The sequence below is a fragment of the Plastoroseomonas arctica genome (assembly GCF_018128965.1).
GTDB lineage: Bacteria > Pseudomonadota > Alphaproteobacteria > Acetobacterales > Acetobacteraceae > Plastoroseomonas > Plastoroseomonas arctica.
The window spans coordinates 1-19081 of sequence record NZ_JAAEDH010000027.1; the positions used below are offsets into that span (position 1 = coordinate 1).

Below are 19081 nucleotides of genomic sequence, written 5' to 3' on the forward strand. Positions count from 1 at the left end.
CGCGGCGTGGGCGGTCGCCCCGGGGGCGCTCGCCGGCCGGGCGTTCGCCGGTGGGACCGTCGCCCGGCGCGCGTTCGCCCTGCGGGCGTGCGTCGCGGCGCGGGCCGCGATGATGGCTGTGCTCGGGGCGCGGCAGGCCGATGCGCGTCGGCGTCGGCGGACCGTACTCGGCCTCCGGCAGCTCGCCGCCCGGCATCAGGCGGAAGCCCATCGCCTCCACGGCGGCCGGCAGCGCATCCGCCTTCAGCCCCAACCGGCTGGCGAGATCACCGGGCAGCATCGCCGGCGCACGGCGCGTGAGGAAGCCCAGCTCGGCCGCGATGCGTTCAGCGACGTCGAGGCGCAGCAGCATCTGCCCGGCCGGCAGCCAGCCCATCGCTTCGGCGAAGCCCGGCGGCCAATCCGCCGGCGGGGCGATCGCGACCAGACCGCCGCCCGGCAGCGCCGGCGTCTCGATGTTGCGCAGCAGGGCCCAGAGCTGCGCGCGCAACGCCATCGGGCGCGGCTTCAACACCTCGGGCAGGTACAGCGCGTAGCGCCCGGCGCGGACGCCGATCGCCTTGAGCTTTTGGCGCAGGTCGGAGGTGACGTCGCGCTCCGTCGCACCCGGCGCGAGGCCGAGGGATTCGCGCAGCACGAAGGCCGGGCCGCGCAGCGCGCCTTCCTCGGCGGCCTTGGCCTCCACCTTGGCGATGGCGGCGAGCTCTTTGCCGATATGGCTCTCGATCCAGGCGGAGAGGCGCACGCGGATGCGTTCGCGCTGGGCGCCGTCGAGGAACTCGGTCGTCAGCACCTCGACCTGCGGCTTGCCGGCCTCGGCACCGGGGCGCAGCCGCGCGATCTCGGCGGTGTCGCCCAGGCCGACCGGGGTGTTGAAGCCGGCATGGTAGGTCCAGGTGATGCGGTTCGCCGGCGTCAACGCGAAGGCCTCGTCCTTGGCCTGCTCGAGTGCCGTGACGCGGCGGGGGATCTCGGTGACCAGGGCGCGGCGGGCGGCGCGCAGCACCAGCTTGCGCTGCTCCTCGTCCTCGACATCGGCCTCGGGCTCGAAGGCGAAGCCGCGGACATGGCCGACATTGTGGCCCTCGACCACCACCTGGCCGTGGCGGGTGACGGCCGAGAGCAGTTCTTCCGAGGTATCATCCAGCCGGCGCATCAGGTGCGCGGCACGTCGGTCGACGAAGCGCGCGGTCAGGCTCTCGTGCAGCGCGTCGGAGACGGCGTCCTCCGCCTTGCGCGCCTCGCCCTGGAATTCTGCGGCATCGGCCACCCAATCGCTGCGCGCGGCGATGTAGGACCACACGCGGATCGAGGCAAGGCGCGCCATCAACGTGTCGAGATCACCATCGATGCGCCCCAACCCCGCGAGCGAGGCCGCGACCCACCCGCGCTCCAGCACGCCATCGGTCGCGAGCTGGGTGAACAGCTTCGCCGCCAGCTTCGTGTGCGTGTCGTCGGCGAGCTTGCGGAAATCCGGCACCTGGCAGGCTTCCCACAGCAGCCGCACGCGCGTGCGCCCCTCGGCGAGCTTGCGCACATCCATGTCGCGCGAGAGCGCGTCGAGCACCATGTGGTCCGTCGCGTCATTGCCACGCGCGAGACCCGCCTGCGGCGGCGGCAGGGACAGGGACGCCAGCAGCGCGTCGAGCGAGGCGAAGTCGAGCTCGGAATTCCGCCAGGCGAGCTGGCCCAGCGCCTCGAACTGATGCCCCTCGATCTTGTGGACCATCTCCTCCTCGAGCGGGGGGCAGTCGCCCGTCACGCCGAAGCTGCCGTCGCGCATGCCGCGACCGGCGCGGCCGGCGATCTGCGCGGCCTCCTGCGGCTCAAGCCCGCGCACGCGGTGGCCGTCGAATTTCTGGATCGCGGCGAAGGCGACATGGTCCACATCCATGTTCAGCCCCATCCCGATGGCGTCGGTCGCGACCAGGAAATCCACCTCGCGATTCTGGTACAGCGCCACCTGCGCGTTGCGCGTGCGCGGGCTCAGCCGGCCCATCACCACCGCGCAACCGCCGCGCCGGCGCCGGATGGCCTCCGCGATCGCGTAGACCTCCGCCGCGCTGAACGCGACCACGGCCGAGCGGGTGGGCAGGCGCGACAGCTTGGCGGGGCCGGCATAGGTGAGCTGGGAGAGGCGCTGGCGCGTCTCGAACTCGATGCCCGGCACCAGGCGCTGCAGCAGCGGGCGGATCGTCTCCGCCCCCATGAACATGGTCTCGACCATGCCGCGCGCATTGAGCAGCCGGTCGGTGAACACATGGCCGCGATCCGGATCGGCGCAGAGCTGGATCTCGTCCACCGCCACGAACTCGGCGCGGCGGTCGAGTGGCATGGCTTCCACCGTGCAGGCGAACCACTTCGCCTCGGGGGGGATGATCTTTTCCTCGCCAGTGATCAGCGCGACGTTCTTCTCGCCCTTCGCGGCCACCATGCGGTCGTAGTTTTCCCGCGCAAGGAGGCGCAGCGGAAACCCGATGATGCCCGACGCATGCGCGAGCATCCGCTCGATCGCGAGATGCGTCTTGCCGGTATTTGTAGGGCCAAGCACGGCGCGAACACGCGGCTGGAACATCTGATAGTGGCTCATGGGGGGCGCCGTCTTCCTTATGCGGAAACGCGTGACACGGGCGCGGGCGCTTTGCAACCGGGGGTGCCCGAGGCAGTGTGCCGCGCGTGACGATGATCGCCGCGCGCTTCGCCCTGCTGCTCTCCGCGATGTTCGCGGCCATCGGCACGACGCTGCCCTTCTTCCCGCCCTTCCTCGCCGCCGCCGGTCTCTCGCCGCAGGGCATCGCGGCGGTGCTGTTCGCGGGCAGCCTCACGCGCATGGTCGCGGGACCGCTGCTTGGCCGGGTCGCGGACAGGCGGGGCATGCGCGGCGTGCTGGCGATCTGCGCCCTCGCCGCTGCCGCCGTCCAGCTGGCCTTCGCGCTGGTTCCGTGGGGCATGGCGGGGGTGATCGTCGTCATGGTGGCGCTGCACGTGCTGTACAGCTGCGCGATGGGGCCGCTCATCCCGCTGAGCGAATCGCTCACCGTCTCGGCCGCGCGCAACGGCGCCTTCGACTATGGGCGGGTGCGCAGCATCGGGTCCGTGGCCTTCATCGCGGCCTCGGCCGTCGCCGGCGTGCTGGTGGGCGCATGGGGGCTCGGCGTGATTCCGCTGATCGTCTGCGCCGCGCTGCTGGTTGCCGCCTTTGCCGCGCTGCTGCTGCCCGAGGCGGCCGCGCGCCGTACCCCCGGCCATGGCAGCTTCATGGCGCCGCTGTCCGATCCGCTGTTCCGCCGCATCCTGATCCTCTCGGCACTGATCCAGGGCAGCCATGCGGCCGCCTATGGCTTCTCCGCCATCCACTGGGCCGCCGCCGGGCATAGTGCGACCACGATCGGCCTGCTCTGGGCCGAGGGCGTGGTCGCCGAGATCATCCTGTTCCTCTACGCCAAGCCGCTGGCTGAGCGGCTCGGCTGGTCGGGCCTCACCATGCTCGCCGCCGGCGCGGGCCTGGTGCGCTGGGCGATCCTGGCCGAGACCACCTGGCTGCCGGCGCTGATCTTCGCGCAGTCGCTGCACGCGCTCACCTTCGGTGCGCAGCACCTGTGTGCCATGCGGCTGTTGTCCGAACACATGCCGGCGGGTCAGGTGGGCGCGGCGCAGACGCTGCATTCGTCGCTCGGCACCGGACTGTCGATCATGCTGATGACACTGCTCTCGGGCCAGCTCTACGCGAGCATTGGTGGGCAGATGTTCTGGGCGATGTGGGCCCTGTGCGTGCCGGCACTCTTCCTGGCGCGAGGATTGAAAGACTGGGGGAAGTGAATTTCCCCCAGACCCCCATTCTTTCCTTTTTGATTCCCTGGTGCTCGTTGCATGGCGGCTCGTCGCGTCGGCGAGTGCTGGCTGGGCAACCAGCACCAAAAAATCAAAAATAAAAGAAGAGGGTGCGGGAGAATTCCTTCTCCCGCCGCTTGCTTTCTCTCTACCGCCGCCGCGCCCGCGGAAAATCGTAAAGCTCCGCCGGATTGTCCACGAGCACCTTGTTCCGTGCCGCCTGGTCCGGCACGCACTCCGCCAGCAGGTCGAACAGGATCGCGTCGTCGGGCTTGTTGTTCAGCGCCTCGGTCGGATGCGGCCAGTCGCTGCCCCAGACCATCCGGTCCGGGTTGGCCGCGAACAGCGCCTTCGCGACCGCGACGGAATCGGCATAGCCGGGCGCCCCGGCTTGCGAGTCCATGTACAGCCCCGACAGCTTCACCCAGGTCTTGCCCTTCGCGAGCAGGCGCAGCCCGGTGGTGAAGCCGGGCGAGTTCAGGCGTTCGGCGACCGGCAGGCGCATGCGGTGGTCGAAGACGATGCGGCTGGGCAGGCGCAGCAGCAGGTCGTTGGCCTCGCCGATCTGCGTGCCGGTCATGTGCAGCTGCACGTGCCAGTTCATCGGTGCGATGCGGCGCGAGAGAGGCTCCAGCATTGCAAGCGTGGTGGCCCCCGCCTGGACCAGGTTGAAGCGGATGCCGCGCACGCCCAGGCCATTGAGGCGGCGCAGCTCCGCATCCGTCACCTGGTCGTTCACCACGGCCACCATGCGGAAGTTGGCGCGCCCGAGGGCTGCCATCGATTCCAGGTGCAGCCGGTTGTCGGTGCCGTAGGTGGAGGGCTGGATGAGCACGCCGCGCGTGGTGCCGGTGCGGCGCTGCAGGGCGCGGTAATTGTCGACCGTCGCATCGGGCGGCAGCAGCGGCGCGCCGGGCACGGCGGGGAAGCGGGCGTCGTAGATGTGGAAATGGCAGTCGGTGGCGTTGGGCGGTGCCGGCGTGCGCGCGGCGGTGGTGCCGGTGGAATAGGGCACGTTGTGCGCGGTCTGCGCCTGACTCGCGCCGGCGGCGAGCATGGCGGCCGCGCCGGCCATGGCGGCCCTGCGGCCGAGATTGGTGTCGGTCATCGTCTCTCCCCTTCGGCCAGGTCTTCGCGCCTGGCCTGGGTGGAGGCTAGGACGGCGAAGCGCCGCTGCCCATACCCAGGGAGGACCGGGGTGGGCAGCGGCGCGATGCGGCCGGGGGAAGGGGGGGCAGTCCCCCCGGCCGGTCCGGATCAGCTGCCGTAGCGGTCGAGCGACTGGACGGCGCGGCCGAGCTCCTGCTGCGCGATCCCGCGATTGCCGAGTCCGAGCGCTGCGCGGGCCGAGGCGATCTCGCGCACCGGGCCGCGGAAGCCCTGCTCGCCATCGGTGCGGGCGTTCAGGAGCGTGGTCTCGGCCTGCTCCAGCCGCTCGCGCGCCACGGCGAGGCGGTTCTGGCCGATCGCGGCATCGGCCTCGCGCAGCAGCCCGCGCAGCTGCGGCGGCACCATCCGGGCGCGGACCGGCGCCTCGGCCTTCACCGGCGCGGCGGGGATGCCGACCTCCACGGGCGTCGACCGGGCGGCGCGGCCCTGCGTCACGACCTCGGTGTTGGGGATGGTGTAGAGCCCGTCGGGCAGGCCCTCGGGGGCGCTGGAGCGGGCAGCGCGGCCCTGCGGCACCACTTCGGTGTCAGGCACGCGCCACATGCCGGCGGAGGCGCTTTCGGCGGGGTAGGTGCCGAGCGAGGTCGGCACGCCGCCCGGGATCACCTGGCCACCATTGCCCATCGCAGCGGCACCGACCGAGTCGGCAAAGGCGGGGTTTGCGGCGGCGATCCAGCCGGCGGCGAGCAGGGCGAGGGCGGCGGTGGTATTGCGCAGCGAGGTGCGGCGGGTCATGGGTCTGTTCCTTCGGCCATCTCGGGGCGCCGGCCATCCGGTGCCTGCCGATGCGAGGGACCATGCGCTGTCCCCGCTGGAGGACGGCCCTGCCGGACCCTGAAGAATCTGTCAGGATTGGGGCGGGGACACGATGGGGCATGCATGCGGATCCTGGTGATCGAGGATGACCGGGCGACGGCGGACTACATCGCCAAGGGCCTGCGCGAGGCCGGGCACGGCGTCGACGTCGCGCGCGACGGCAAGGACGGGCTGTTCCTGGCACTCAGCGAAAGCTTCGACGTCATCATCACCGATCGCATGCTGCCCGGCGTCGATGGGCTGTCGATCCTGCGTGCGCTGCGCGCGGCGGGCAACGCGACGCCGGTGCTGGTGCTGACCGCACTGGCCGAAGTGGAGGAGCGGGTCGCTGGGCTCGACGCCGGGGCCGATGACTACCTCGCAAAACCCTTCGCGTTTTCCGAGCTGCGCGCGCGGATCGATGCGCTGACCCGCCGCCCGGCCGGCGCGGCGGCGGAGGCCACGCTGCTGCGCGTGGGCGCCCTGGAGATGGACCTGCTGCGTCGGATCGTGAAGCGCGACGGCGCCCCGATCGAGCTGCTGCCCACCGAATGGCGGCTGCTGGAATACATGATGCGCCATGCCGGCCAGGTGCTGACGCGCACCATGCTGCTGGAGCATGTGTGGGACTTCAACTTCGACCCCACCACCAATGTGGTGGAGGTCCATGTGAGCCGGCTGCGCCGCAAGCTTGGCGAGACCCCCGAAGGCCAGCCGCTGATCGAGACGGTGCGCGGCGCCGGCTACGCGCTGGGCCGGCGGGGTTGAGGCTGCCCCGCAGCCTTGCGCTGCGCGTCACGTTGCTGGTGGCGGCCATCGTGCTGCTTGCCTCCGCACTGGGCTTCGGCATGGCCTATTTCGGCGCGGTGCGCCTGCTGCAGCACCAGCTGGACGATGACATCCGCGAACAGGCCGCGACGCTGACCGACGAGTTCCGCCTGTTCGGCGTCGAGGGCCTGCGCGCGGCTATCGAGGCGCGCGCGCTGCATGCCGGGCCCGAGGGTTTTTCCATGCGGCTGAGCGAGCCCGGACGCGAGGCGAGTTTCGCTGGACGCTCCTTCGAGGCACCCGAGGACCTGCGCGGCGCGACGGACCTGGTGCAGCCGGGCGGGCGGGCGCTGCGCGCCCATGGCGTGGCGCTGCCCGATGGCGTGGTGCTGGTGGTGGTGGCCGACCTGCAGGATCTGCGCGCGGCGGCGCGCGGGCTGGCCGGGCTGCTCGCGGCGTCGGGCGTGGTGACGGCGGCGATCATCGTGGTGGCCGGCCTGGTGCTGGCGCGCGGTCTCGAGGGCCGGCTCGCGCGGATCTCGGCGGCGGCCGGCGCTGTGATGGATGGCGACCTTGCGCAGCGCCTGCCGCTCGCCGGTCGCGGCGACGAGCTGGACCGGCTGGCGCAGACCATCAACCACATGCTCTCCCGTATCGAGGCGCTGATGGCCACGCTGCGCCAGGTGACGAACGATGTGGCGCACGACCTGCGAGGCCCCCTCTCGCGCCTGCGCCAGCGGCTGGAGGGCGCGCTGGCCGAACCCCGCGCGGCCGCGGCCGACCAGGCGGTCCTGGAGGCGGCGCTGGAGGAGCTGGATGGCGTGCTGGCGACCTTCGCGGCGCTGCTGCGCATCGCCCAGGTGGAGGCGGGGACGCGGCGCGCGGCCTTCGCCGCGCTGGACCTCTCCGCGCTGGTGGCCGCGGTGGTCGAGGTCTACGCGCCGGTCGCCGAGGAGGCGGGTGCCTCGCTCACCGCACGGGTTGTGCCCGGGGTGCGCATGCAGGGCGACGCGGCGCTGTTGCGCCAGATGCTGGCCAACCTCATCGAGAACGCGCTGGCGCATGGCGGGGCGGGCGTTCGCATCGGCGTCTCGCTGATGGCGGGGCCAGTGTTGGAGGTCCGCGATGACGGGCCGGGCGTGCCGGCGGCGGAGCGGGCGCGGGTGATGGGCCGATTCTACCGGATGGACCGCAGCCGGGCGACGCCGGGGGCGGGGCTGGGGTTGGCGCTGGTGGCCGCGGTGGCCGGGCTGCACGAGTGCGCCGTGGTGCTGGGCGATGCGGAACCGGGTCTGCGGGTGCGGGTGGCGCCGCGGGAGCATTGACCCAGAGGGCACATCCGCTGTCGGAAATAAAGCCGTGCCGCTGCGCGACCGGATGCCGCAGCGGATCACGCTGGAAGTAATGCGGTGGTACCGCCTTACAATTAATGCAGAGAAAACAACGTGTTCGCTGAAAGGCGCCGGTAAAGACCTTACGTCCTTACCGGCAACCCCGTTCAGGCCGCCTTCGCCATCCCACGCAGCACGTAGTGCAGGATGCCGCCATTCTTGTAGTACTCGACCTCGTCGGCGGTATCGACGCGGCAGAGCACCTCGGTGCGGGTCTCGGTCCCATCCGGGCGATGGATGACCAGCGTCAGCGTCATGCGTGGAGCCAGCGCCTCCACACCCTCGATGTCCAAAATCTCGTCGCCCGTCAGCCCCAGCGACTTGCGGTCCTCGCCGGCTTTGAACATCAGCGGCAGCACGCCCATGCCCACCAGGTTCGAGCGGTGGATGCGCTCGAAGCTCTCCGCGATCACCGCCTTCACGCCGAGCAGGAAGGTGCCCTTCGCCGCCCAGTCGCGCGACGACCCGGTGCCGTATTCCTTGCCGCCGAGCACGATCAGCGGCGTGCCCTCGCGCTTGTAGCGCATCGCCACGTCATAGATCGGCGCGACCTCACCCGAGGGCTCGTGCTTGGACATCCCGCCTTCGACGCCGGGCAGCATCTCGTTCTTGATGCGGATATTGGCGAAGGTGCCGCGCATCATGACTTCATGGTTGCCGCGGCGCGCGCCGTAGCTGTTGAAGTCGTTCTGCCGCACCTGGTGTTCGACCAGGTATTCCCCGGCCGGCGAGGCCTTGCGGATGTTGCCGGCGGGCGAGATGTGGTCGGTCGTGATGGAGTCCGCGAGCAGTGCGAGGATGCGCGCGCCCTTCACGTCGCCGATCGGCGTGAGCTCGGCGGTCATGCCCTCGAAATAGGGCGGGTTCTGCACGTAGGTGGAGCCGGAATTCCAGCGATAGGTGTCGGAATCCGCGTCGACCTTGATCGCCTGCCACTGCGGCGGGCCCTTGAACACGTCGCCGTAGCGCTCCTGGAACATCTCGCGCGAAACAACGGAGGCGACCGTATCGGAGACCTCCTTCTGCGTCGGCCAGATATCCTTGAGGAACACCGCCTCGCCATCCGTGCCGGTGCCGAGCGGCTGGGTCGTCAGATCCATCTTGATCGAACCGGCCAGCGCATAGGCGACGACCAGCGGCGGGGAGGCGAGGTAGTTCGCGCGCACATTGGCATGCACGCGGCCTTCGAAGTTCCGGTTGCCGGACAGCACCGAGGCGACCACCAGCTTGTTGTCCTCGACCGCCTCGGTGATCGGATCCGACAGCGGCCCCGAATTTCCGATGCAGGTGGTGCAGCCATAGCCCACGGTCTGGAAGCCCAGCGCATCGAGGTCCTTCGACAGGCCCGACTTGTTCAGATACTCGGTCACCACCTGCGACCCGGGCGCGAGCGAGGTCTTCACCCAGGGCTTGGCCGTCAGCCCCTTGGCCACGGCCTTGCGCGCGACCAGGCCGGCGGCGACCAGCACGTAGGGGTTCGAGGTATTGGTGCAGGAGGTGATCGCCGCGATCACAACGTCGCCATGCCCGAGGTCATAGTTCACGCCCGCGACCGGCACGCGGAGCTCGGCCTTGTCGCCGGGCACGCCCATGGTGCCGGCGGCGAGATCCTTGCCGAACGCGACCGCCGCATTGGAGAGTGCGACGCGATCCTGCGGCCGCTTCGGCCCCGCCAGCGAGGGCTCGACGGTGGCGAGGTCGAGCTCCAGCGTGTCGGAGAACACCGGGTCCACGGCATCGGCCGCGCGCCACAGGCCCTGCGCCTTGGCATAGGCCTCGACCAGCTTCATCCGGTGCTCGTCGCGGCCCGACAGGCGCAGGTAATTCAGCGTGGTGTCATCGACCGGGAAGAAGCCGCAGGTCGCGCCATACTCCGGCGCCATGTTCGCGATCGTCGCACGGTCGGCCAGCGCCAAGTCCGCGAGGCCAGGGCCGAAGAACTCGACGAACTTGCCCACCACGCCCTTCTTGCGCAGCATCTGCGTCACCGTCAGCACCAGGTCGGTGGCGGTCACACCCTCCTTCACCTTGCCGATCAGCTTGAAGCCGATCACGTCGGGAATCAGCATGGCGATCGGCTGGCCGAGCATCGCTGCCTCCGCCTCGATGCCGCCCACGCCCCAGCCCAGCACGCCCAACCCATTGACCATCGTCGTGTGGCTGTCGGTGCCGTAGCAGCTGTCGGGATAGGCGAAGGTGTCTCCAGCATCCGTAGCGGTCCACACCACCTGCGCCAGATATTCCAGGTTCACCTGGTGGCAGATGCCGGTGCCGGGAGGGACCACGCGGAAATTGTCGAACGCGCTCTGCCCCCATCGCAGGAACTCATAGCGCTCGCCATTGCGCTCGAATTCGATGTCCACATTCTCCTGCAGCGCCTGCTTCGTGCCGGAATGGTCGACCATCACTGAATGGTCGATGACGAGATCGACCGGCACCAGCGGGTTCACCTTGCGCGGATCGCCGCCGAGGCTTAGCAGCGCATCGCGCATGGCGGCCAGATCCACCACCGCCGGCACGCCGGTGAAGTCCTGCAGCAGGATGCGCGCCGGCTTGAACGGCACCTCCTTCTCGGAATGCCCGGCCTGCACCCATTCCGCGATCGCCTTCGCGTCGTTGACCGTGTAGCTGCGGCCATCCTCGAAGCGCAGCACGTTCTCCAGCAGCACCTTCAGGCTGTAGGGCAGGCGATCGATGTCGCCGATGCTCGCGGCCGCCTTGGGCAGGCTGAAATAATGGTAGGTCTTGCCGTCCACCTCCAACGTGCTGCGGGTTTTGAGGCTGTCCTGCCCGATCATGCGCATGGTGGAGAGACCCTTTTCGGCTGTGCCGCCCTCGCCTATGCGGCAATGCGGTGATAGGCGGTTTTAACCACGCCCCAACACGGGGGTCCATGCCTGACCACCGATGAAGGATCTCCACCGAGCGCCATGCTGACCGCCGAAAACCTCGCCTGCCTGCGCGGCGAACGCGCGGTCTTCGCCAACCTCAGCTTCACCCTGGCCCCCGGCGAGGCGCTGCTGCTGACCGGTGCCAACGGCGCCGGCAAGTCCACCCTCCTCCGCCTCCTCGCCGGTCTCCTTCGCCCCGCCGAAGGCACCCTCCGCCGCCCCACCCCGCTCCGCTACCTCGGCCACGACGACGCGCTCAAACCCGCCTTCACCGCGACCGAGAACCTGGCCTTCACCGCCCGCCTCATCGGCGCCCCGGTTACCGCCATCCCCCGGGCGCTGGCCGCCCTCAATCTCACCCCGCTTGCCCGCCTGCCCGCCCGCGTCCTCTCCTCCGGCCAGAAACGCCGCCTGGCCCTCGCCCGCTTCGCCCTCGACGGCCCCGGCGCCGCTCCCCTCTGGCTCCTCGACGAACCCACCACCGGCCTCGACGCCGCCTCCGTCACGCTCCTCGGCCCACTCCTCGCCCAACACCGCACCGCCGGGGGGATGATCATCGCCGCGACGCACATCCCGCTGCCGCTGGACGCGGTGAGGGAGCTCGCACTGTGAGAAGCAAGGCGGGGGGCTCCGCCCCCTCGACCCCCGCCGGGGATCGCGCCGATCCCCGGGCCCCTGCATGTGTTGGTCCCGGGATTGGATGGTGGGCTCCGGACTTTTACCAGGGCCTGTCATCGGGAGAGGGTGGCCGAGACACGCGCACCGGATCGAAACCCACCTCCGGCCACCCTCTCCCGATGACAGGCATTCTCGACAACGACCCCAGAACGCCACCTCCCAAACCCAGGAACCAACAAATGGAGGTCCAGGATCGACACGATCCTGGCGGGGTCCAGGGGCAGAGCCCCTGGCCTTCCTTCCCATGAGCGCGCTCCTCCTCCGCGACCTGCGGCTGGCGATGCGACATCCGGCCGACAGCCTCGCCGCGGTGATGTTTTTCGTGTTGGTGGCGGCGTTGTTTCCGTTCGGGGTAGGTCCGGCGCCGGAGGCTTTGGCGCGTCTGGCGCCGGGGGCGTTGTTGGCGTCGGGGCTGCTGGCGGCCCTGTTGCCCTTGGATCGGTTGTTCGGGGCGGATGCGGAGGATGGGTCGCTCGATCAGCTGTTGGTGTCGGGGGTGCATCCGGCGGCGATCGCGTTTGTGAAGGCGGTGGCGCATTGGGTGACGACGGGGGTGCCGCTGGTGGTGGCGACGCCGGTGGTGAGTGCGATGTTGAATTTGCCGGTCGAGGCGTGGGGCGTGGCGATGCTGGCGGTCGGTTTGGCGACGGCGGTGCTTTCCCTGTTGGGCACGGCGGGGGCGGCGCTGACGTTGGGGGCGCGGCGAGGCGGGGTGTTGTTGCCGTTGCTGGTGTTGCCGCTGGCGATCCCGGCGGTGATCTTTGGCGCGGCGGCGATCGAGGCGGCCGCCGGTGGTCTGCCGGCGGCGCCGTACCTGTTGTTTCTGGGGGCGGGGCTGTGTCTGGCGCTGCCGCTCGCGCCGCTCGCCGCCGGGGCGGCGCTGTCGCAGCACTAGGTGGCGGCGCGGGGGATCGTGCCGAGCGTCCTAGTCGATCGGCGGACCGACGAGATCGATCTGGTGGGCCGCGCAGATCTCGGCGAGCGCCTGTTGTTGTTCGAGGCTGGGCGGGATTTGCGGCGGCAGCGCATCGCTGTCGGCGGGACGCGAGGCGGCGCGTACCATGCGCTCGAACGGACCGTTCGTGATGGTGAGCGCCCGGGCCTCGTCCGAGAGCACGCGGAAGGTGTGGCGGCTGCCCTTGGGCAAGTGAATGGTGGCGCCGGGACCCGCCTCGAGGATCTCGCCATCGCGATGGAACCGGAGGCGTCCGCTGAGGATGTGGAAGGTTTCGGCTTCCTCGTGATGGATGTGCAGCGGCGGGCCGAAATCGCGCGCCATGTGATGCTCGAGGATCGAGATGCCGTCGATGTTGTCGGCCTGGGCCAGGTGGATGGTGACGTGGCCACTCATGAATTGCAGGCGTTCTGGGGTGGCAGGCATGGCGGGCTCCGGGGCGCGATGGCGTGGGTTGTCGATCGTCCGACCTTGCCAGCGTCGTGACCGATGGCGCGATCGAACTCCGCTCAAGATTGGCCAGACGATCGCACGAGGGCAAGCGGCCAGCGATGGTGCCGTCACGGTTTGGAGCCGCGTTGCGTGCCTCGGAGCCTGGCTATTGCCACGGACGCGGCTTTGCCCCGAGTCTGGCGGCGGAGGAAACGAATGGCCGAACTGCGAATGAGCCGCCGGGTGATGAATCTCGCGACGCTGCTGCGCCAGGCGGCGCGGCGCGTGCCGGACGGCGTCGGGCTGGTCTGGGGCGAGCGATCCTGGCGCTGGGCGGAGATCGAGGCGCGGGCGGGTGCGATCGCGACCGGCCTCATCGGCATGGGTCTCGGCAAGGGCGACCGCGTGCTGGTTCATTCCAAGAATTGCGAGCAGATGTTCGCGGCACAGTTCGCGGTGTTCCGCATCGGCGCGGTGTGGGTGCCGACCAATTTCCGCCTGCTCGCCGACGAGGTCGTGGACCTCGCGCGCATGGCGAAGGTCAGCGCCTTCCTCTGCCATCCGGATTTCCCAGGCCACGCCGCGGCGGTTGCGGATGTGGTGCAGCGCGTCGTGATGCTGGGCGCGGAGATGGAGGCGCTGATCGCGGCCCATGCCGGTGCTCCGTGCACGACCGCGGCGGTCGAGTATGACGATCCCTGCTGGTTCTTCTTCACCTCCGGCACCACGGGACGGTCCAAGGCGTCGGTGCTAACGCATGGCCAGATGGCCTTCGTGGTGAACAACCACCTGGCCGACCTGCTGCCCGGCACCAACGAGCGGGATGCATCGCTGGTGGTGGCCCCACTCTCACACGGCGCCGGCGTGCACCAGCTCACCCAGGTGGCGCGTGCGGCCAAGACCGTGCTGCTTCCCACCGACCGCTTCGACGTCGCCGAGGCCTGGCGGCTGATCGCCGAGCATCTCGTCACCAACCTGTTCACCGTGCCGACCATCCTGAAGCTGCTGGCCGAGCATCCGGACGCCGCGCCGCACGCGCTGCGCCACGTGATCTATGCCGGGGCGCCGATGTACCGCGCCGACCAGCGGATGATCCTGCAGCGGCTGGGCAAGGTGATCGTGCAGTATTTCGGCCTCGGCGAGGTGACCGGCAACATCACCTATCTCCGCCCCGATCAGCACGAGGCGGAGGATGGTCCGGCCGCGCGCATGGGCACCTGCGGCTTCGAGCGCACCGGGATGGAGGTGCAGATCCAGGATGAGGCGGGCCGCGTCCTGCCACCGTGCGAGACGGGTGAGATCTGCGTGATCGGCCCGGCGGTGTTCGCCGGCTACTTCGACAATCCGGAGGCCAACGCAAAGGCGTTCCGCGACGGCTGGTTCCGCACCGGCGACCTCGGCCACATGGATGCCGAGGGATTTTTGTACATCACCGGCCGGGCTTCGGACATGTACATCTCGGGCGGCTCGAACATCCATCCGCGCGAGGTGGAGGAGAAGCTGCTGACCCATCCCGATGTCGCGGAATGCGCGGTGCTGGGTGTGCCCGATGCGCTCTGGGGCGAGGTCGGCGTCGCGGCCGTGGTGCCGCGCGGCGCCGGCGACGAGGCGGCCTTGCTCGCGTGGATGGGCGAGAAGATGCCGCGCTACAAGATCCCCAAGCGGGTCTTCTTCCTCGATGAGATGCCCAAATCCGGCTACGGCAAGGTGCCCAAGCGCCTGGTGCGGGATGCGCTGGAGGCACGCGGCCTGCTGCCCTTGGCCAAGGCCTGATGCGCAGCATCCGTCAGCCAGGACCGGCGCCGCAGCCGCGCGCCGTCGTGGTGCCCGCTCTGCTGCATCCCTGCGCGTTCACGTTGCCGGCTGGCGCCCTGTTGCTGGACACGCTCCGCGATGCGCTTGCCGCGAGGGGCTTTCGCTCCGGCGCCTTCACCATCGCGGGAGGTGGCTTCTCGCCGTTCGGCTACGTGATCCCGGCGCTGTCGCCGGATGCCACGCGCGCGGCCTGGTACAGCGAAGCGCGCCGGCCGCCCGGCGTCACGCGCCTCGAACACGGCGCGCTGACGTTCGGGCGACGCGATGGCGCCGCCTTCTTCCATTGCCACGCGACCTGGTTCGAGGCCGAGGGTGTGCGTCGCGGCGGCCATATCCTGCCGGAGGAAGCCGTCATTGCCGCGCCGATCCAGCTCACCGGCGTGGCGCTTTCGGGCGCCGCCTTCGAGGTCTCGGATGATCCAGAGACCGGGTTCCGGCTGTTTGCGCCCGTGGCAACCGACGACACCCGCCCTGGCGGCCATCCCGGCCTCGCGCTGCGGCTGCGGCCGAACCAGGATATCACGCTGGCGATCGAGGCCATCGCGGATGGTAAGGGCTACAAGCGCGCCACGCTGCGCGGCGGCGTCGGCAGCATCATCGGCGCCCGCTTCACCGACGCGCCCGCCACCGAGATCCCATTCACCGAGATGTTCATCCGCGCCGGGGGCGCAGGCCGCCCACTCGACATCGCCATGGTCGATGTGGAGGATCGCCTGCACGAAGGCACGCTCGCGCGCGGCGAGAATCCGGTGCTGATGACCCTCGAAGCCGTGCTCGACCCCGAAGGAGAATGATCCCATGCGTCTCGGCGAAGGACAGACGGCCACACCCGGCGCGCGGCTGCGCGCGGCCATGGCGGCGGCCAAGCCGCTCATCATCCCCGGCTGCTACAACGCCATGTCGGCACGCGTCCTGGAGGAGGTGGGTTTCCCGGCCATTTACATGTCCGGCTACGGCACCTCGCTCTCGATGCTCGGCCTGCCCGATGCGGGCTTGGTCACCCAGACCGAGATGGCGCTGAACGCGAAGCACATCGCGGCCGCGGTGCGCGTGCCGCTGATCGCCGATGCCGACACCGGCTTCGGCAACGCCATCAACGTCGCGCGCACGGTCGAGGAATACATCCGCTTCGGCGTCGCCGGCCTGCACATGGAAGACCAGGTCGCTCCCAAGCGCTGCGGCCACGTCGCCGGGCGCGAGGTGATCGGCCGCGACGAAGCGGTTGGCAAGATCCGCGCGGCCGCTGCCGTGCGCGACGCGATCGACCCGAGCTTCGTCCTGGTCGCGCGCACCGATGCGCGCGGGGCCCATGGCGGCTCCCTGGCGGAGGCGCTGTGGCGCGCCAATGCCTTCCTCGAGGCCGGCGCCGACCTCGCCTTCGTCGAGGGGCCGGCGAGCGAGGCGGAGGTCGCCGAGATCTGCGCCGGCGTGCGCGGACCGGTCTTTTACAACATGACCGGCATCTCGCCGCGCCTGAGTGCGGAGCGGATGGCCGAGCTCGGCATCGCGGTGACCATCCTGCCGGGTGCGGCGATGCGCGCCACGCTCATGGCCGTGCATGATTTCGCCGTCGCGCTGAAGGCCGATGGCCCGATGGCCGAGGCCGCCTACGATGCGCGCTTCAAGGCGCATCCCGTCGGCAACCTGCACCAGTTCGCCGGCTTTGACCGCATTCGCGAAATGGAAGCCGAATGGCTGCCGGCGGACAGCGCGGAGAAGTACGAGGGCACGCTGGGCCACATGCCGAAGGCGGCGGAATAGCCGCCCCGCTTACTCCTCCTCGCTGGGGGAGGGCTTGCCGCTGATCGCGGCCTCGATCTCCGGCCAGAGCCGCTTGAACAGGTCGGTATGGAGATTGCGCTCGAGCACGTTGCCTTCGGCGCGGTCGGGGTGGAGGGCGCGGGCGAGCAGGTGGCGCAGGCGCCGCCGCGTCTGGGCCATCTCATCCTCGGTCTCAGGGGCTTGAGACGGCGCGTGCTGCCCCGTGGCGTTCGTCGAGCCGCGATGCGCGAGGCGGTCCTCGACCTCGCGCAGCTTGTGGCGAAGCTCGGCATTTTCTGCTTCGAGCATGGCGATGCGGCCGCTCGGGGTGCCGACGCTGCTGCCATTGCGATCCCAGCGGCGGCGCGCCTGGGTGCCGATCACCCGATGCCAGCCATCCTCGCCGACGCCTTCGATGTGACCCTCGTCGTGCAGCCGATCGAGCAAACTGGCGGCGGCCGCGGAGGTCGCGCCCAGCGCGCGTGCGAGGCTGGCGGCCGAAACGCGGTCGTTCTCCTGCACGATGGCCACGGCCTCGTCGAAATTTGCAAAACGCGCCATGCAGCACAATCCGTCGGAGATCGTGATGTATAAAATATGTTTCGACTTACGAAATTGTAAAGTGGCTCTGCGCACGTCTCAAATATTCGTCGACGGCATGGACACCTGATAGTGCCTGAACGCATACGGCCGTGGTGATGCCACGGCCGTGCAGGGTCCGTCGTCCGGATGCGTTCAGAGCGCCGGCATCGGCGTCGCGATCCCCTTGTCGGTCGGCAGCGCGCCCCAGGCGTCCCAGCCGCGCTGATACTCGGGCGGGATGCGCAGCGCCTCGGGCCGGCCCAGCGTGATGGCGGCCTGCGCCGCCCAATAGGGCTCGCGCACCACGACCCTCGCAAGGAACACCATATCCGCGCGACCATCGGCGACGATGCCCTGCGCTTCCTCGGCCGTCGTGATCAGGCCGGCGACGCCGACCGCGATGCCGGCGCCATGGCGCACCGCTTCCGCCCCGGGGACCTGGTAGAGCGGCTTGAGTTCGATCTGCTGGCGCGGATCATTGCCGCCGGAGGAGACGCTGATCAGGTCCACCCCGCGGCCCTTCAGCAGGGCCGAGAGCTGCACAGTCTCCTCCGTGGTCCAGCCGCCTGGCACCCAGTCCGTGTGCGACAGGCGCACGAACAGCGGCATGGTGTCGGGGATGGCGGCGCGCACCGCCGCGCAGGTGTCCAGCAGCAGGCGCGTGCGCCCGGCGAAATCGCCGCCCCAGGCATCGTTGCGGGTGTTGGACAGCGGCGAGAGGAACTGGTGCATCAGGTAGCCATGCGCGCCGTGCACTTCGACGAAGCCGTAGCCGGCGCGCACGGCACGGCGCGCGGCGGTGGCGAAGGCCTCCGGCAGCGCCTCGATCTCGGCGGGCGACAGCGCGTTGGGCGTCGCATAGTCGCCGAAGGGCTCGGCACTCGGGCCCACGATCTCCCAGCCGGGCGCGGCCGGACCGCGCTCCCACGAGACGTTGCGGCTCGCCTTGCGCCCGGCATGGGCCAGCTGGATGCCCGGCACCGCGCCGCCGCGGGCGATGGCGTGGGCGAGGCGGGTGTGCGAGGCCTCCTGTCCGTCATCCCAGATGCCCAGGCAGGCGGGGGTGATGCGGCCTTCCGGCACCACGCCCGAGGCCTCGACGCAAACCAGCGCGGCGCCGCCGAGCGCGCGCTGCAGCAGGTGCGCCAGGTGCCATTCGGTCGGGCGGCCATCGGTTGCGGCCGAGTACTGGCACATGGGTGCGACGCCGATGCGGTTCTTGAAGGTCACGCCGCGGAGCGTCAGCGGATCGAACAAATGGGTCATGAGACGGGCTCTTCCTGTCGGGGGCGGGCCGGCAGGCGGCCCAGGCGGTTCTCGAATATGGCGAAGATACGCGGCCGCGCGCCAGGGTCCAGGATCAGGCGGCCATCAGGCGTCGTGGCCAGGCGGGTGCGCGTGACGGCGTCGCGGACATTGCCACCGACGAGTTCGACGCCGCCCGCGACATTGGCGACGACGATGTCGCAATGCATGGGGCGGAAGCGGCCGCCATCCGCCGCACGCTCCGCCCAATCCGTGATCGGAGCGCGTGAACGATCGGCGCAGACCATGTCGCCCAGCGCCGGGCCGTAGCTGTCCGGGCTGTGCGGGATGAAGGGCGCGCGGTCGGGGAATTCCGTCGCATCGGAGATGAGAGCATCGACATAGGTGGCGTGCGCGGGCGCGGGGGGGAATTCGCGGCCATCGATGCCAGCCGAGCGCAGGACGAAGCTGATGAAGGCGGCGGACCAGGCCGGCTCGTCCCACACGCCGCCTGCCCCGGTGTTGAAGCGGTGGCGGTTGCGCATGATGGCGCCGCCATCGCCGCCGGGATCCAGCGCACGCCAATAGGCGAGCACGCGCGGGAAATTCTCCCGCGCCCCTTCGGCCGAGGTCGGCACCGTCTCGGGCGTCAGGCGGCCCCAATCCTCCCATTCGGCGATGGCGATGCGGATGATCCGTTCGCGGGCGGAGGCCGGGTAGAGCAGCGGCGGCTCGCGCGGGGGCGGCGCGGGCACGACGCAGCCCGC

General features: G+C 70.2%; 16 protein-coding genes. 8 read left to right on the forward strand and 8 right to left on the reverse strand.

Features of this window, described 5'->3' with window-relative positions; all coding sequences use genetic code 11:
* On the reverse strand, nucleotides 1-2590 hold a 2590-nt coding region (locus GXW79_RS18870), incomplete at its 3' end, for a helicase-related protein (protein ID WP_246504131.1).
* A gap of 92 nt (nucleotides 2591-2682) precedes the next feature.
* Here GXW79_RS18870 and GXW79_RS18875 point away from each other — a divergent pair.
* Nucleotides 2683-3819 carry a 3-phenylpropionate MFS transporter gene (locus GXW79_RS18875; RefSeq protein ID WP_246504135.1) on the forward strand — a complete coding sequence of 379 codons (1137 nt, stop codon included), beginning with the start codon at nucleotides 2683-2685 and terminating at the stop codon, nucleotides 3817-3819.
* 160 nt (nucleotides 3820-3979) lie between these two features.
* Here the strand turns inward: GXW79_RS18875 and GXW79_RS18880 are convergent, their stop codons facing one another.
* Both GXW79_RS18880 and GXW79_RS18885 read right to left on the reverse strand, forming a co-directional pair.
* Entirely contained in the window at nucleotides 3980-4939 is a 960-nt protein-coding gene (locus tag GXW79_RS18880; protein WP_246504132.1) for an amidohydrolase family protein, read from the reverse strand.
* 149 nt (nucleotides 4940-5088) lie between these two features.
* Nucleotides 5089-5736 (reverse strand): hypothetical protein, encoded by a 648-nt coding sequence (locus GXW79_RS18885; RefSeq protein WP_211876002.1) that lies wholly within the window; start codon nucleotides 5734-5736, stop codon nucleotides 5089-5091.
* A gap of 144 nt (nucleotides 5737-5880) precedes the next feature.
* On the opposite strand from GXW79_RS18885, the gene GXW79_RS18890 reads away from it, so the two are divergent.
* Complete coding sequence (locus GXW79_RS18890) at nucleotides 5881-6564, forward strand: response regulator transcription factor (protein ID WP_211876003.1); 684 nt, start codon at nucleotides 5881-5883, stop codon at nucleotides 6562-6564.
* A complete protein-coding gene (locus GXW79_RS18895; protein ID WP_211876004.1) occupies nucleotides 6561-7889 on the forward strand; it encodes an ATP-binding protein in 1329 nt (442 codons plus the stop codon). Before GXW79_RS18890 ends, GXW79_RS18895 begins: the two co-directional genes overlap by 4 nt.
* Before the next feature lie 173 nt (nucleotides 7890-8062).
* Here the strand turns inward: GXW79_RS18895 and acnA are convergent, their stop codons facing one another.
* A complete protein-coding gene (gene acnA, locus GXW79_RS18900) occupies nucleotides 8063-10759 on the reverse strand; it encodes an aconitate hydratase AcnA (RefSeq protein ID WP_211876005.1) in 2697 nt (898 codons plus the stop codon).
* Between the two features lie 126 nt (nucleotides 10760-10885).
* Between acnA and ccmA the strand changes: the two genes are divergently transcribed.
* Both ccmA and ccmB read left to right on the forward strand, forming a co-directional pair.
* On the forward strand, nucleotides 10886-11458 hold the full coding sequence (ccmA, locus tag GXW79_RS18905; protein ID WP_211876006.1) for a heme ABC exporter ATP-binding protein CcmA: 573 nt from the start codon (nucleotides 10886-10888) through the stop codon (nucleotides 11456-11458).
* A gap of 310 nt (nucleotides 11459-11768) precedes the next feature.
* Nucleotides 11769-12419 carry a heme exporter protein CcmB gene (ccmB, locus tag GXW79_RS18910; RefSeq protein ID WP_211876007.1) on the forward strand — a complete coding sequence of 217 codons (651 nt, stop codon included), beginning with the start codon at nucleotides 11769-11771 and terminating at the stop codon, nucleotides 12417-12419.
* Between the two features lie 30 nt (nucleotides 12420-12449).
* Here ccmB and GXW79_RS18915 read toward each other — a convergent pair whose 3' ends face one another.
* A complete protein-coding gene (locus tag GXW79_RS18915; protein ID WP_211876008.1) occupies nucleotides 12450-12905 on the reverse strand; it encodes a cupin domain-containing protein in 456 nt (151 codons plus the stop codon).
* A gap of 222 nt (nucleotides 12906-13127) precedes the next feature.
* Here GXW79_RS18915 and GXW79_RS18920 point away from each other — a divergent pair, with 222 nt between their 5' ends.
* From GXW79_RS18920 to GXW79_RS18930, 3 genes are read left to right on the forward strand one after another with little or no spacing between them, the layout of a single operon-like run.
* Complete coding sequence (locus tag GXW79_RS18920) at nucleotides 13128-14684, forward strand: acyl-CoA synthetase (RefSeq protein ID WP_211876009.1); 1557 nt, start codon at nucleotides 13128-13130, stop codon at nucleotides 14682-14684.
* Nucleotides 14684-15520, forward strand: a complete 837-nt coding sequence (locus GXW79_RS18925) for a PPC domain-containing DNA-binding protein (protein WP_211876010.1) — start codon at nucleotides 14684-14686, stop codon at nucleotides 15518-15520. Before GXW79_RS18920 ends, GXW79_RS18925 begins: the two co-directional genes overlap by 1 nt.
* Nucleotides 15521-15524: 4 nt before the next feature.
* Nucleotides 15525-16487 (forward strand): isocitrate lyase/PEP mutase family protein, encoded by a 963-nt coding sequence (locus GXW79_RS18930; RefSeq protein ID WP_211876011.1) that lies wholly within the window; start codon nucleotides 15525-15527, stop codon nucleotides 16485-16487.
* A gap of 9 nt (nucleotides 16488-16496) precedes the next feature.
* Here GXW79_RS18930 and GXW79_RS18935 read toward each other — a convergent pair whose 3' ends face one another.
* From GXW79_RS18935 to GXW79_RS18945, 3 genes are all read right to left on the reverse strand, one after another.
* Nucleotides 16497-17048, reverse strand: a complete 552-nt coding sequence (locus tag GXW79_RS18935; RefSeq protein WP_211876012.1) for a hypothetical protein — start codon at nucleotides 17046-17048, stop codon at nucleotides 16497-16499.
* Nucleotides 17049-17222: 174 nt separating this feature from the next.
* Nucleotides 17223-18335 carry an NADH:flavin oxidoreductase/NADH oxidase gene (locus GXW79_RS18940; RefSeq protein WP_211876013.1) on the reverse strand — a complete coding sequence of 371 codons (1113 nt, stop codon included), beginning with the start codon at nucleotides 18333-18335 and terminating at the stop codon, nucleotides 17223-17225.
* On the reverse strand, nucleotides 18332-19069 hold the full coding sequence (locus tag GXW79_RS18945) for a DUF2272 domain-containing protein (RefSeq protein ID WP_367614966.1): 738 nt from the start codon (nucleotides 19067-19069) through the stop codon (nucleotides 18332-18334). Before GXW79_RS18945 ends, GXW79_RS18940 begins: the two co-directional genes overlap by 4 nt.
* Between the last annotated feature and the right edge of the window lie 12 nt (nucleotides 19070-19081).

Coding starts and splice junctions, on each gene's coding strand:
- GXW79_RS18890 (WP_211876003.1), top strand. CDS start 5,881: ATGCGGATCCTGGTGATCGAGGATGACCGGGCGACGGCGGACTACATC.
- GXW79_RS18930 (WP_211876011.1), top strand. CDS start 15,525: ATGCGTCTCGGCGAAGGACAGACGGCCACACCCGGCGCGCGGCTGCGC.
- GXW79_RS18935 (WP_211876012.1), bottom strand. CDS start 17,048: ATGGCGCGTTTTGCAAATTTCGACGAGGCCGTGGCCATCGTGCAGGAG.
- acnA (WP_211876005.1), bottom strand. CDS start 10,759: ATGCGCATGATCGGGCAGGACAGCCTCAAAACCCGCAGCACGTTGGAG.
- GXW79_RS18880 (WP_246504132.1), bottom strand. CDS start 4,939: ATGACCGACACCAATCTCGGCCGCAGGGCCGCCATGGCCGGCGCGGCC.
- GXW79_RS18920 (WP_211876009.1), top strand. CDS start 13,128: ATGGCCGAACTGCGAATGAGCCGCCGGGTGATGAATCTCGCGACGCTG.
- GXW79_RS18940 (WP_211876013.1), bottom strand. CDS start 18,335: ATGACCCATTTGTTCGATCCGCTGACGCTCCGCGGCGTGACCTTCAAG.
- GXW79_RS18875 (WP_246504135.1), top strand. CDS start 2,683: ATGATCGCCGCGCGCTTCGCCCTGCTGCTCTCCGCGATGTTCGCGGCC.
- ccmB (WP_211876007.1), top strand. CDS start 11,769: ATGAGCGCGCTCCTCCTCCGCGACCTGCGGCTGGCGATGCGACATCCG.
- GXW79_RS18915 (WP_211876008.1), bottom strand. CDS start 12,905: ATGCCTGCCACCCCAGAACGCCTGCAATTCATGAGTGGCCACGTCACC.
- GXW79_RS18925 (WP_211876010.1), top strand. CDS start 14,684: ATGCGCAGCATCCGTCAGCCAGGACCGGCGCCGCAGCCGCGCGCCGTC.
- GXW79_RS18885 (WP_211876002.1), bottom strand. CDS start 5,736: ATGACCCGCCGCACCTCGCTGCGCAATACCACCGCCGCCCTCGCCCTG.
- ccmA (WP_211876006.1), top strand. CDS start 10,886: ATGCTGACCGCCGAAAACCTCGCCTGCCTGCGCGGCGAACGCGCGGTC.